This is a genomic window from Clavibacter tessellarius (assembly GCF_001618005.1).
Lineage (GTDB): Bacteria > Actinomycetota > Actinomycetes > Actinomycetales > Microbacteriaceae > Clavibacter > Clavibacter tessellarius_A.
On the sequence record NZ_LQXA01000030.1, the window covers coordinates 118,863 to 131,861 of the forward strand.

The following is a 12,999-nucleotide window of genomic DNA, read 5'->3' on the forward strand; positions in this document are numbered from 1 at the left end:
CGGCGTGGCTAGGGTGCCGGAAACCCCCGGACGACGGAGACGCGATGAGCTACGACGAGTACGAGCACGCCTTCGATGAGGCGCCGCGCGCCGGTGTCCGCAGGTCGCGCGTGCCGTGGGCCGGACGGCGGGAGCCGCGCGAGCGGAAGGCGCCGGGCTGGGGTGACCGGGTCGCGGTGGTGATCCTCTTGGGCGTCGAGGGGATCGTCGCGTGCGGGGCGTACCTGCAGGTCCTCCTCAGCGGCATGTTCTTCGACCGATGCGCGGATCCATCCCTCACCTGCGACTACGCGCTCGGGGACGTGGTGATGACGACGGCGCGCGCCGCGGTGGCGGTCGTCGTGATCCTGTCGGTGGTGGCCGTCGTCCTCCGGAGCGTGCGGCGGCGGTCGGCGTGGTGGGTGCCGCTCGTCGGGTGCGTCGTCCTGGTCGCGGTGACGTACGGCACCGGCGGCCTCATGGACCTCGCGGCGACGTGAGCCGAGCCCGCCGCCGTGGGAGCGTGGGACGCATCCGACCCGAGGAGCCCGCATGACCACGTACCCGTACGAGTCGCAGTGGGGCGACCTCGCCTGCAACGCGCCCCTCATCGAGCGCGGCGAGAGCCCGGCCGGGTTCTTCGACTGGCGCACCGAGGGCTATCCGTCGGAGGCCGAGTACCTCTTCTGGTCCGGGCACGTGTGCGGGCTGGCGGGGCTGCGGTCGGTGCTCACGGCGTGGATCCCGTCGGCCGGCGCGCTCGGCATGCACGAGCTGATCACGCGCGCCGTCGCCCGCGCCGCCCTCACGCGTGACGGCGACGACGTCGGCGGGCTGTACTACCGGCCGTTCGCGGAGTGGGTGCGCGACGACTTCGGGATCGAGGCGCTCGTGCACCCGCGGATCGACGTGCCCGAGCTGCTCGCCGAGGTGGGCGAGGGGCGGGTGGTGCTCGCGTCGGTGTCGTCGGAGATCCGCTACCCGGAGCGGCCGGCGACCCGGCGCGGCGGGCACCTCGTGCTGGTGCACGCGTTCGACGGGGAGACAGCGACGTTCCACAACCCGTCGGGCGTGGGATCCACGGCGGCGGACGCGCGGCTCGGGGTGGCGGACTTCGCGCGGTTCTCGGCCGAGCGCGGGGTGACGCTGGTGCGGCCGGGCTGAGCGGACGCGACTCGCGGATCGCCCGCGCCGCAAGACCCTTCCGCGGCGGACGCCGGACCGCTACCGTCGCGCACACCCGCCGATGCGCGGGCCCGACTCCGACGGAGGACACCATGAGCCAGCAGCAGACCATGCAGCGCCCGAGCCTCGCCGGGCCGGAGCCGATCCGGCCGCCGTACGACGCCCGGCTCGCGATGATCCTGCTCGTGACCGAGGGGGTGCTCGCGTTCGCGGGCCTCATCGCGATGGTGGTCGCGAGCTGGATCCCGGACCGCTGCGGCACGCCCGGCTGCGACTACCCCCTCGGCGTGCTGGCTTCGCGGCTCTGGGTCGCGGGCACGATCGGCGTCCTCGTCCTCTCCCTCGCCGCGACGGTCGTCTGCCGCACGCGCCGCGTGAACGCGTGGTGGGCGCCGGCGACCGGCATCGTGCTGATCCTCGGGATCAACGTGGCGGCGCAGATCATGACGGGTATCGCGACGACGCCCTGACGGATGCCCGACGGACGAGACGAGCCCGGCCCCGCGCAATGCGGGGCCGGGCTCGTGTCGTGCGTGCAGGGTGCGGATCAGCCGCGACTCACGGCCAGCTGTCCTCGAGCTCGTGGGTGATGACGAGCTCGCGGATCTCGCAGCCGCGCGGCTGGCCGAGGATGAACATCACCGAGTCGGCGACGGCGGCCGGGTCGTTGAGGTTCGCGTCGGAGCCGGGCTTGTACTTCGGGTCGCGGTCGTCGAAGAAGTGGGTCTTCATGCCGGAGGGGATCAGCGTGGTCACGCCGACCTCGCCCTTCGTCTCGGCAGCCAGCGCGCGCGTGAAGCCGAGCACGCCGAACTTGGAGGCGCAGTAGGCGGTCGCGTCCGAGACGGCCTTGATGGCGAGCGACGACGCGACGGTGACGACGCGGCCGTGCGACTCGGTGAGGAACGGCAGCGCCGCGCGGACGACGGCGACCGTGCCCATGAGGTTCACGCCGATGACCTTCTCCCACTCGGTGGGGGCGACGTCGACGAGGCGGCCGCAGCGGTCGATGCCCGCGGCGGTGACGACGGCGTCGAGGCCGCCGTGCGCCTGGGCGATCTCGGTGACGAGCGCCTCGGTGGCGCGGGTGTCGGAGACGTCGATGCGGTGCGCCTCCATGCCGGTGACGCTCGACGTGTCGAGGTCGAGCACGATGGGCTCGCCGCCGGCCGCGAGGACCGCCTGCGCGACCGCGGCGCCGAGCCCGGACGCGCCTCCGGTGATGAGGACGCGGCCGGTGCTGGGGCGGGGGGAGTCGGTCATGGGTGTTCCTTCCGTGGTGCGGATCGCGCCCGTTCGGCGCGGGGGTGCGGGGGAGTCGTGCGGATCAGGGGCTCAGCGCATCAGGGCTCAGCCGACGCGGGCGAGCGCGCCCGCGAGCTTCGTGGTGGAGCGGCCGGGGTGGTACGGGACGGTCACGGCCTGGCCGCCCCACTCGGCGATGACCGCCGCCTCGGGGAGGTCCTCAGTGCGGTAGTCGCCGCCCTTGACCCAGAGGTCGGGTTTGATCGAGCGCAACGCCTCCTCGGGGGTGTCCTCGGAGAAGAGCACGACCGCATCCACCACGCCGAGCGACATCAGCAGATCCACGCGGTCCTCCTCGGTCATGATCGGGCGCTCGGGTCCCTTGAGGCGGCGCACCGAGTCGTCCGAGTTGAGGAGCACGACCAGGCAGTCGCCGAGCGCGCGGGCCGCGGCGAGGGTGCGGGCGTGGCCGGCGTGCACGAGGTCGAAGCATCCGCCGGTCGCGACGACGGTGCCACCGGCGGCGCGGGTCGCGCGCACGACCTGGAGGGCGCTCGCCGCGTGGCCGCCGATGGGGCGCGCCGCGGGCGGACCCACGAGGGTGGCGACGCCGCCCGCGTCTACGTACTCCGCGGCCGCGGCGACGGCGTCGCGCACGGCGTCCTCCACCGCGGATCCGCCGGCCAGCGCCGCGAGGGCCGTGGCCGCCAGGCGGTCGCCCGCGCCGCACGGGTCGCCGGTCGCGACGAGCGGGGCGGGCACGACGACGGGCATGGATGCGCCCGCCGCACCCGACGCGGGCGCCGACACGAGCAGGGCGCCGCGCTCGCTCATCGTGACGGCGACCGTGCCGACGCCCCACTTCTCGCGGAGCAGGCGGGCGGCGTCGGCGGCCGCGGACACGTCGCGTCCGGCGATCCCGGAGAACGCGCGCGCCTCGGCCAGGTTCGGGGTGGCGAGCGCGGTGTTCGGGACGGGCGGCTCGCCCGCGGGGTGCGGATCCCACACGAGCGGCACCACGGCGGCGCGCGCGTCGAGGGCGGCGCGGAGGCGCGGGTCGCGCGTGACGCCGCGGCCGTAGTCGGCGACCACGATGGCATCGGCCGTGGCGATCGCGTCGAGCATCTCGTCGGTCGCCTCCGGCGTGGGTGGCGGCGCGCAGCCCTCGTCGATGCGGGCGATGGCGTGGCCGTCGGCGCGGACGCGGGTCTTCACGGGCGTGGGCGCGCCCGACGGGCCGGCGACCACCTCGATCCGATCGAGGCACGCGCGCAGCGTCTCCGCGCGGTGGTCGTCGGAGAGCACGGTGACGAGGCGCACGTCGTGGCCGTCGCGCGCGAGCATCGTGGCGACGAGGCCGGCGCCGCCCGCGCGGGGCAGCGACTCCTCCACCTCGATGACGGGGACGGGCGCGTCGGGGCTGAGCCGGTGCGCGGCGCCGGTCATGTCGACGTCGAGGAGCACGTCGCCGACCACGACGATCCTCATGCCGGCACCTCCGCGGGAGCGGCCGTGGTGGACGCGGGCGTCACCGACACGGGGACGGCGGCGGAGACGGCGGCGGGGGCGGACGCGGGCGCGGCGGATCCCGGCGACGCGGGCGCCGCATCCGCGGTCGCCGACGCGCGCGCGGCCGCCCGGTCGTTCGCCTTCAGGCGGCTCTCGAACGCGCGGCAGATCGCGTGCACGGCCACCAGCTGCGCCTCCTGCACGTTGGCCGACGGGCCGTCGAGCGCGAGGGACTCGTCGCACGCCTCCACGAGCGGGTTCGGGCCCGGCCCGGTCATCGCCCAGGTGGTGGCGCCGGCGGCGCGCGCGGCGGCCGCCGCCTTCAGCAGGTTGACGCTGCGGCCGCTCGTGGAGAGGAGCACGACGATGTCGCCGGATCTCGCGTGCGCGTGCACCTGCCGGGCGAACACCTCGTCGAAGCCGTAGTCGTTGCCGATCGCGGTGACGGCCGACGACTCGGAGTGCAGCGCGATCGCGGAGAACGGGCGGCGGTCGCCGTCGAAGCGGCCGACCAGCTCGCTCGTGAGGTGCTGGGCCTCGGCCGCGGATCCGCCGTTCCCGGCCGCGATGAGGCGCGCGCCGTGGCTGAGGCGGTCGGCCATCTCGCTGCCCCACGCGGTGAGGCGCGGTGCGTGCGCGCGGAGCGCCTGGAGCACGGGGGCGAGCGCGTCGAGGTGGGCGTCGACCACGGTCGGGTCGGCGGGGAGCCCGTCGACGGCGGCGTCCTGGATCGCGGCGCGGTACGCGTCCGCGGTGCGGGCGGCGACGGTCGCCCAGGAGTAGCCGTGCTCCATGCGGTCGCGGCCGGCGCGGCCGAGGGCGCGGCGGCGGGCGGGATCGGCGAGCAGCTCCCCGAGCGCGTCGGCGATGGCGGCGGGGTCGCGCGGCGGCACGAGGATCCCGGTCACGCCGTCCACGACGCTGTCGGTGAGCCCGCCCACGGACGACGCGACGACGGGCACGCCGGAGGCCATCGCCTCGAGCGGCACGATGCCGAACGGCTCGTACCAGGGCGCGCACACGACCACGTCGGCGGTGCGCATCACGGCGGGCATGTCGGCCTGGGAGACGCGGCCGTGCAGGCGCACGCGGTCGGCGACCCCGGCGGCGCGCGCGGCGTCCATCAGGCGGCGGGCCTCGGCGTCCTCGGTGGCGCTCGCGGCGTCGCCGGATCCGCCGACGATCACGAGCTCGACGTCCCGGTGGCCGCGGTCGGCGAGGATCCCGAGGGCCGTGATCGCGAGGTCGACGCCCTTGCGCGGCACCAGGCGGCCGACGACCATGACGCGCATCGGGGCGTCGGCGGCTGCGGCGGCGTACGACCGCGGCGTGAAGTGCCCGATGTCGACGCCGCACGGGATGACGGTGATGCGGGCCGCGTCGACGCCCGCGCGCACGAGCTCCGCGGCCTCGTCGGAGCAGGTCGCGATGACGGCGTCGGCGCGGCGGCCGACGCCCGGCTCCAGGTGCGTGCGCTCGGCGGGGCTCGTGTCCTCGACGCCGAGGTGGCGGCGCTTCACGGATCCGAGCGCGTGGAAGGTGTGCAGCACGGGCGGGGCCGCGGCGGCGCCCACCGGGGAGGACGCGAGGCGCGCGGCCGCGTCGAGGGCCGCGACCCCGGACATCCAGAAGTGGCTGTGCACCACGTCGGGCCTGTTGGTGCGCCAGTCGGCCAGCAGCCCGTCGGCGAGCTCGCCCATGTGGGGGAGGAGGTCGTCCTTAGGGACCGCGCGCGCGGGTCCGGCGTCGAGGTGCACGACCTCCACGCCGGGCGCGAAGGCGACGCGGGCGGGCAGCGCCTCGTCGTCGCGGCGCGTGTAGACGGTGACGGTGTGGCCCTCGTCCGCGAGCGCCGCGGACAGCGCCGCGACGTGCACGTTCTGGCCGCCGGCGTCGACCCCGCCGAGGGTGGCCAGCGGGCTGGCGTGCTCCGAGATCATCGCGATCCTCATCGTGTCGTCCTCTCGTCGAGCGGGTGGTGCGGGTGGTGCGGGGGAGTCGGGGAGCCGGATGCGGCGGGCGCGCGGCGGGACCGGCGCGCGGCGGCGGCATCCACCGCGTCGTGCAGCACGGTGTCCATGTCGCGGAGGAACCGGCCGAGCGAGTAGCGGGCGAGCGCGGCCTCGCGGGCGACGCGGCCGCGGCGGGCGGCCTCGCCGAGATCCGCGGCGAGCAGCCGGGCCGTGCGCACGAGGTCGGCCGGGTCGGACGAGATCGCGCCCGCGTCGGGCGGCACCGCGCGCGACGCCTCGGTCGCGTCGAGCACGAGCACGGGCACGCCCATGTGCATCGCCTCCAGCAGCGACAGGCCGAGCGAGGTCCAGCGGTGCGGGTGCACGTAGGCGCGCAGCCGCGCGAGCTCGGGGTGCATGCGGGCCGTGGGGAGGTCGCCGCGGGGGACGAGGCGCTCGCCGAGGTCGGGGAACGCGCCGGGCAGAAGATCCGTGCCCATCCCGAACACCTCGACGGGCGCGACTTCCGCGAACGCGGGCAGCAGGTCGGTGCCGGTGATGCGGCCGCGGCGCACGGGCTCGTTGATCACGGCACCGAACGATGCGACCTCGCCCGTGTAGAGCGCACCGGGGTCGGGCACGCCGTGCTCGACGACGGTCGTGGGCGCGGATCCGGTGTCCCACATGAGCGCGTTGAAGCGCGTGACGTGGATCACCGGGATGTCGTCGCGGTCGGCGAGCGCGTGCACGGTCTCGGTCGGGGCGCCGCGCGGGGTGTTGTGCTCGAGGAAGACGGCCGGCACGTCGGATCCGAGGCGGCGGCCGAGCAGGCGCTCCGCCTCCTCGATCTCGGCGACGCGCTGGAGGAGCACCAGGTCGACGTGCGTCTCGTGCAGGGACGACGGATCCACCTCGCGCGCGCTCGCGGGCCAGTCGCGTCCGCCGCGGCCGAGGCCCCAGCCGTCGCGCGCGGGCGTGGTCGGGAACAGGATCTCGTGGGATCCGCGCACGAACGAGTCGGTCCAGCCACCGTGGACGTGCCACATCAGGATCCTCATGCGGGCACCTCCGCGTCGGCGCGGGCCGCGGCGTGCGCGGGGTCGCGGTCGGCTGCGGTGCGATCATCCGCGCGGGAGTCAGCGCGGTCGGCCGCGTGCTCGGATCCGGGCCCGGTGGTCGCGAGCAGGCGCTCGACCGCGTCGGCGACCTCCGCGGGCGAGACGCCGGCGAGGCACGGATGGCCGGGCACGGGGCAGTCGCGCGCGCGGCTGAGCTTGCAGGGCGCGTCCTGGTCGCCGAGCAGGATCACGGGCACGCGGTACGGCGCCCAGCGGATCGGCGGCACGACGGGCGAGAACAGGCTCACGACCGGCAGGCCCACCGCGGCGGCGAGGTGCGCGGGCCCGGTGTTGCCGCTCACGAGCACGGCCGCACGGCGCATCAGCGCGCCGAGGCCCGCGAGGTCCGTGCGGCCGCCGAGGTCGAGGGCGGCGGATCCGGCGACGTGCGCCGAGAGGTCCCGCTCGTCGGGGCCGCCGGTGACGACCACGGGGATCCCGCGCGCGGCGAGGAGCGCGACCGCGTCCCGGTGCTGGTCGGCCGGGTACGAGCGCGCGCCGACCGCGGCGCCCGGGTGCACGAGCGCGAACGGGCCGGCGGGGAGGAGCGCGGCCACGTCATCCGGCAGCGCGGCGTCGAGCACGGCGAGCCGGCCGTCGTCGTCGGCCGGCAGCGCATGCCCGCCCGCGGCGGCGATCGCGAGGGCGCGCTCGGGCTCGGGCTGGTCCTCGTCGAGGTCCTCGCCGGGCTTCAGGCGCACGTCGAGGAGGGAGCCGGCGTAGTCGACGCTCGCGCCCGTGATCCGCTCGACGCCCGCAAGGCGCAGCAGCAGCGCGAGCGGGAGCGGCGACTGGTGGAAGGACGTGAGGATGACGGCCTCGTCGGCGTCGACCTCCGCGAGGATCGCGTGCAGCGCGTCGACGGACGCGGCGTCGGCGGCGGGCGCGGGGGAGGAGATCCACGGGGAGTCCCACACGTGCACCGCGTGCACGCCGGGCAGCAGCCGGCCGGCGGACGCGCCGCGCGGACCGCAGAGCAGGTGGACCTCGACGCGCGGGTCGGCGGCGACCGCGCGCACCGCGGGCCCCGAGATCAGCACGTCGCCCACGGAGTCGAGCCGCACGACGAGCACCCGGCGGGGCGCGGGGTCGTGGATCAGCAGGTGCACCGCGTCGAGGATCGTCGGCGCCACGAGCTCCGCCTCGGCCACCTCCTCCTCGCGCGTGACGGGCGTCGGCACGAGCACGCCGCGCGCGCCGGCGTTCCGGGCGGCGCCCATGTCGGCGGCGATGTCGCCCACGACCGCGACGGTCGACGGATCCACGCCCAACGTCCGGCAGGCCTCGAGCACCATGCCGGGCTGCGGCTTCCGGCAGTCGCAGCCGTCGTCGGATCCGTGCGGGCACAGCAGCACGAGGTCGAACGCGCCGAGCAGCTCCTGCACGCGCGCGTTCACGGCGTCGGCCTGCGCGCGGGTGATGAGGCCGCGCGCGATCCCGGACTGGTTGGTCACCATGCCGACGCGGAGGCCCGCGGCGCGCACGGCGTCGATCGCCTCGCGGGCGCCGGGCATGAGGGTGACGAGCGCCGGATCCCCGTTGTACGGCACATCGACGACGAGGGTCCCGTCCCGGTCGAACAGGACGGCCTCGAGGTGGTTCCCGGGCGAGCGCATGGTCGGCCCGTACCCGACTGCTCCTCGACCCAAACCCCGCCGGGAGCACTTCCTTCGGGGCGTCACGCTTCTCCCCGGAGGACCGGAGCAGCGCCCCCGGACGGGGTCGCGAGGAGCAGTGCCCTGGGCCCGCGGGGCACAGCGCCCTGGTCCTGGCGCGCGCCGCCGGTTCCAAACCCGAGCCACTGCATGTGGCCACGGCCCCTGATGAGATGACGTTAAGCGGGGGTCTATGTCGTCCCCGCACGCCAACTTCGCGTCAGTCCTGATGCTCTACCGCATCGAAGGTCTGCCTCTGCAAGGTTTGTTCAGACAGGTACCTGGCTCTAAGTCCTACGTGTAGGTATTGGTTACCATTCGCCTCCGCGTATGCTCATTCTCATGAGCCCTCCATTGCCCCTTCCCCACCTTCCCTCGGAAATGCTTCGTAGACGCCGGCAGGCTGAGGAGGAGGCCAACACTGGAATCAGTTGGAAGCAAGGTTGCTCTGCAACGATCGGACGTAAAATATTTGCGTTCCTACCGAGCGTCACGAACGCTACAGACAGGGCGTACGCGCGTGCCGATAAATTCCGTCTCACTTCAAGTGATTCGGGGCAATTCGCTGAGGCATCGTATCTGGCTCTCAGGGGCGATGGCGATGAGCTGGAGCGACTTGATATTGTCGCGGCTATCTATTACGCCCTGGTGGAACTAAAGGCAACCGACGATGATCCTGTTACAACAGCGTTCGGTTGGGAGCCGCCGGAATATGATGCAGAGTCTTACGTTCTTTACGCCAATGATCTCTTGTTAAGCGGCCGAGTGGATTGGGAATTTAGTGATGGAAGTTTAATTCCGCGAGGTGATGGGTTTCTGCATGTGCAGGTAGTTAGTCCCGCCATGCAAATGCTGAACCAAAACCCTACGTATGTAGTTGCGTTGCGCGCTTTTCAGTCTGCGTTAGACGCTCTCGGCTCTAACCAGCCCGCTGACGCGATCACCAAGACGGCGACCGCTCTCCAGGAATTTTTCCGGGCGATGGGTGTCCGAGGGAATAGTATAAGTGATCAATTGAGCGAAGCCGCGCGGCGTAATATCATTACATCCGCGGATCGCAAGCTCTTCACTCCATATGTTGATTGGACGAATGCAGATCGCTCTCTTCATGGATCTGCGCACTTCCACCGAGATGGAGAAGTCACCAGGTCGGATGCGTGGTTAGCCCTCCACGTGGTGGCGGCAGTGATGGTCAGGCTGTCAACTGGGGAACCGCGTGCTGTTCAGTAAAGCGAGATCGAAGTTCCTTGCCGGAATGGAGCGAACTGCACTTTGTGGGAGCAATGGATGCCAATCACCCCCGCCGCAGACTATTACGAGGTCCGCCGGCTCACGCTACCCCGCAGCTCAAGTGTCAGATAAAGATAGCTACGGGTATTACTCGGAGCGCTGAGCCGGGCACTCGGGAGCTTAAATCCATAGCCAATAGTTCATCAATGTCGGTCTCACCGATTTTCCCGCCTCTCGTGTTATTAAGTTTCTCTTTCATGAAGTCGACCATTTTGTCAACCGCGTCAGGGGACACGTTTCGCATGAGTTTGTTTCTCTGGAATACGGGCAGATCGGCCTGTAGACTCGAAGTTACTTTGCCTAATACGGTATAAGAGCCATCGAGGATGCGATCTTCGTCCTCGACAACGAAGTGTGATGCATCGCAAATAGTTAGCATAGTCAAGTCGGGGATGGTGGGAATGGAGCCGTAAAATTCACGTGTCTTTTCTTGTCTGAAATCAAGCTTTACGGCCTCCGTTATCTGACGCGCCAGTGAAGCATTTGATGTCGCTTTCAGGTCAAGTTCAAGCGCTCGCGACTTTATTTCTTTGAATACGGTGAAGTCGATATCAGCAGTACCACGCCTTCTGGCCAGCCACTCGACTATCGCCGCTATCAGATCTGGTGTTAGGACGTCCATGAGTGCGGGGATGGTGGACGGAGAAAAGGTCGCGGTATACTCAATAAAATTGCCGGGTATAAGGGATGACATATCTGAGGAGGCGTCAACATAAGTGACAAAGTTCTGGTCGCGGAGCGCGGCCCTCACGATGTTCAAATAGTACGCTTGCGAATACACGAACGATTGTGAAGAACGGGAGTTTGTGGTAATAGTTGTTGCGTGGTCTCGTGAAAGGTTGCCTTCGCCTCCAGCTGCCGCCCCGACTATCCCGGGCATGGAACCCTTCGCTGATGTTTGTGCAGCAATCCGCCCAGTGTGAGAAGTGGCATCGCTATTACCGTGGTCGTTTTGGCGAGTCTCGGCCGTAACGAGTGGCTGATTCATAAGCTGCTGAAGCAAGCCGGCTACGTGGTCAGGGTTCTGGTAGATCGCGACTACAGGCGGGTGCTGCCCTGTTATTGGGTTGCTCATGAATCCTCCATTGGCTTCGGCGTCATCGCCGAAATTCCGATACTCGTCACTCTACGTCCGTGTCTGTGCCTCTATGCCGCGGGCGCCCCCGCGATCCACCGCGACCGCGCCAGCAGCATCGGCATGAGCGGCGCGACGAGCAGCGCGCCCAGCCCGCCGACCGCCATGTCGCCGATCGTGTCCGTGTAGCCCGTGAGGATCGCCGGGTCGAGCCACGTCTGCCCCGCCCACTCGCCGAGCTCCCACAGCGCCGAGAGCGCGAGGCCCACCGTGAGGCTGAGGAACCCGAGGGGCAGCGGCCGCCGGTCGACCACCACGCCGGCGCGGTCGGCGAGCAGGATCACGAGCGCGGCGAGGGCCGCCGTCGTGACGAGGTGCGCGGGGATGTCCCACCACGGCAGCCGCTCGTAGAGGTCGAGCCGGTTGCTCGCGGCGGAGACGAGCGTAGTGATCCCGATCGCGAGGTCCAGCCCGGGCCGCGCCCCGAGACCCCGCGGCGCCACGATCCCGAGCAGCGCGAGCGCGAACATCGCGGAGGTGACGCCCGTCCACGCGAACACGGAGAAGAGGAACGTGAGCAGCCCGATCACGCGCACGGCGTCGGCGAGGATCGCCGTGATCCCGCGCGGCGGCTGCAGGAAGGTGAGCCCGGCCAGCCCGGCGAAGGCCGCGACGTCCTCGGGCGGGGTCGGCGCGTCCGGCGGGGTCGGATCCGTCAGCACCGCACCACCGCCTGCAGTGCCTCGTGATCGCTCGGCGCGCGGCCGCCGACGCGCGTGGTGTTGATGCCGACCCGCTCGACCTCGACGTCGGGCGTCACGAGCATCCAGTCGATCCGGCGTGTGGTGCGCTTCGGAGCCTTGTAGTTCGACCAGGTGCCCCACTCGGGCGTGAGGCGCTCGCGCGCGGCGGGCCACGCGTCGACGAGCGCGCCCGACTCCACGAGCAGCCGGTGCGGCGCGGTGTCGACGCCCGCGTTGGTGTCGCCGGAGACGATCGTGGGCACCTGCACCTCGGCGACGATCTCGAGCATCATCCGCGCGGACTCCTCGCGCGACCGCCACGACAGGTGGTCGAAGTGCGTGTTCACGTGACGCAGCGGGAGGCCCGTCGCGCGGTCGAGGAAGTCGGCGACCACGGCGATCCGCGGCACCATGTTGCCCCAGCTGCGGGATCCGGCGACCGCGGGCGTGTCCGACAGCGCGACCTGCCGCCAGCTCGTGAGCTCGAGGCGGCGCGTGTCGTAGAAGGTGGGGCAGCCCTCGCCGTGGCCGTCGGCGTTGCGGCCGTGCCCGATCCGCCGGTAGTGCCGCCCGAGCGCGTGCGACAGCGCGCGGCCCTGCGTGGGCATCGCCTCCTGCGTGCCGAGGATCGCCGGCTGCTCGCGCTGGAGGAGCTCGGCCAGGAGCGGCTCGCGGTCAGCCCAGCGGTCGGGGCTGCCCGGCCGGTAGCGGCGGAACAGGCGCCGGATGTTGTACGTGATCACGTGCAGCTCGGGTGCCTCGACCGGGCCGATCAGCGCCCGCCCGTCCTGGAGGGTGCCGTCGGCGCTCGGGGTCATGGATCCATCGTCCCCCAGCGCGGCGGCGGCGTCCGCGGCTGGCGGGGATCCGTCACCGGGCGCGTGCGTGCTCCTTGCGGCCGGAGAAGACGATCGCCCCAGGAGTCCGGCGCGGCCGAATGGTCCTGGGGCGTACGCCGAGAATGTACCAGCGTGCCGTGGACCTGGATCTGTGATCTCCGGTCGCCTACCCTCCTCGTCATGGTGCGCGGTGAGAGCGAGAAGCAGGTGGCGAGCGTGAGCCAGCCTGAGTCCGCGATCGAGTCTCCTCCGGACGGCCGTGTCGCGTCGGTGGAGGAGACCATGAGGGTCGCCCGCATCCTCGCCAAGCGACACGCGGAGCTGCTCCGCCGCCTGGCCTGATGGTCGTCGCCCTCTCCTACGAGGCGGTCGTCCAGATCAACCTGGAGTTCGGCGGACGCGACCGGGC

The 12,999-nt window shown here is 71.7% G+C and carries 13 protein-coding genes; 5 read left to right on the forward strand and 8 right to left on the reverse strand.

What is annotated here, in order from left to right; translation table 11 throughout:
- Nucleotides 1-44: 44 nt before the first annotated feature.
- The 3 genes from AWH51_RS08235 (at nt 45) to AWH51_RS08245 (ending at nt 1,634) form a co-directional block, all read left to right on the forward strand.
- Nucleotides 45-479, forward strand: a complete 435-nt coding sequence (locus AWH51_RS08235) for a DUF6264 family protein (RefSeq protein WP_063071601.1) — start codon at nt 45-47, stop codon at nt 477-479.
- 52 nt (nt 480-531) lie between these two features.
- Nucleotides 532-1,143: a hypothetical protein gene (locus tag AWH51_RS08240; protein WP_063071602.1), complete on the forward strand. Its 612-nt coding sequence runs from the start codon at nt 532-534 to the stop codon at nt 1,141-1,143.
- A gap of 113 nt (nt 1,144-1,256) precedes the next feature.
- Nucleotides 1,257-1,634 (forward strand): hypothetical protein, encoded by a 378-nt coding sequence (locus AWH51_RS08245; protein ID WP_063071603.1) that lies wholly within the window; start codon nt 1,257-1,259, stop codon nt 1,632-1,634.
- An 88-nt stretch (nt 1,635-1,722) separates the two neighbouring features.
- Here the strand turns inward: AWH51_RS08245 and AWH51_RS08250 are convergent, their stop codons facing one another.
- From AWH51_RS08250 to AWH51_RS08270, 5 genes are all read right to left on the reverse strand, one after another.
- Nucleotides 1,723-2,427 carry an SDR family oxidoreductase gene (locus AWH51_RS08250; RefSeq protein WP_043584090.1) on the reverse strand — a complete coding sequence of 235 codons (705 nt, stop codon included), beginning with the start codon at nt 2,425-2,427 and terminating at the stop codon, nt 1,723-1,725.
- Nucleotides 2,428-2,514: 87 nt separating this feature from the next.
- Entirely contained in the window at nt 2,515-3,897 is a 1,383-nt protein-coding gene (locus tag AWH51_RS08255) for a PfkB family carbohydrate kinase (RefSeq protein WP_063071604.1), read from the reverse strand.
- Entirely contained in the window at nt 3,894-5,870 is a 1,977-nt protein-coding gene (locus AWH51_RS16620) for a glycosyltransferase (protein ID WP_063071605.1), read from the reverse strand. The genes AWH51_RS08255 and AWH51_RS16620 overlap by 4 nt, the downstream gene beginning before the upstream one ends.
- The gene (locus AWH51_RS08265; RefSeq protein ID WP_063071606.1) at nt 5,867-6,928 is read right to left on the reverse strand and encodes a glycosyltransferase; all 1,062 of its coding nucleotides are present in this window, start codon (nt 6,926-6,928) and stop codon (nt 5,867-5,869) included. The genes AWH51_RS16620 and AWH51_RS08265 overlap by 4 nt, the downstream gene beginning before the upstream one ends.
- Nucleotides 6,925-8,604: an HAD-IIIA family hydrolase gene (locus tag AWH51_RS08270; RefSeq protein ID WP_081234984.1), complete on the reverse strand. Its 1,680-nt coding sequence runs from the start codon at nt 8,602-8,604 to the stop codon at nt 6,925-6,927. Before AWH51_RS08270 ends, AWH51_RS08265 begins: the two co-directional genes overlap by 4 nt.
- A gap of 381 nt (nt 8,605-8,985) precedes the next feature.
- Between AWH51_RS08270 and AWH51_RS16030 the strand changes: the two genes are divergently transcribed.
- On the forward strand, nt 8,986-9,873 hold the full coding sequence (locus AWH51_RS16030; RefSeq protein ID WP_131798118.1) for a hypothetical protein: 888 nt from the start codon (nt 8,986-8,988) through the stop codon (nt 9,871-9,873).
- 124 nt (nt 9,874-9,997) lie between these two features.
- On the opposite strand, the gene AWH51_RS16035 is transcribed toward AWH51_RS16030, so the two are convergent.
- The 3 genes from AWH51_RS16035 to AWH51_RS08280 all read right to left on the reverse strand — a co-directional run bounded on the left by AWH51_RS16035 (nt 9,998) and on the right by AWH51_RS08280 (nt 12,569).
- Nucleotides 9,998-11,008: a DUF6414 family protein gene (locus AWH51_RS16035; RefSeq protein ID WP_131798119.1), complete on the reverse strand. Its 1,011-nt coding sequence runs from the start codon at nt 11,006-11,008 to the stop codon at nt 9,998-10,000.
- 71 nt (nt 11,009-11,079) lie between these two features.
- Nucleotides 11,080-11,730 (reverse strand): hypothetical protein, encoded by a 651-nt coding sequence (locus AWH51_RS08275; protein ID WP_063071607.1) that lies wholly within the window; start codon nt 11,728-11,730, stop codon nt 11,080-11,082.
- Nucleotides 11,724-12,569, reverse strand: coding sequence for an endonuclease/exonuclease/phosphatase family protein (locus AWH51_RS08280; RefSeq protein ID WP_063071608.1), 846 nt, complete (start codon nt 12,567-12,569; stop codon nt 11,724-11,726). Before AWH51_RS08280 ends, AWH51_RS08275 begins: the two co-directional genes overlap by 7 nt.
- A gap of 201 nt (nt 12,570-12,770) precedes the next feature.
- Here AWH51_RS08280 and AWH51_RS16275 point away from each other — a divergent pair, with 201 nt between their 5' ends.
- Entirely contained in the window at nt 12,771-12,932 is a 162-nt protein-coding gene (locus AWH51_RS16275; RefSeq protein ID WP_175345491.1) for a hypothetical protein, read from the forward strand.
- The last annotated feature ends 67 nt before the right edge of the window (nt 12,933-12,999 follow it).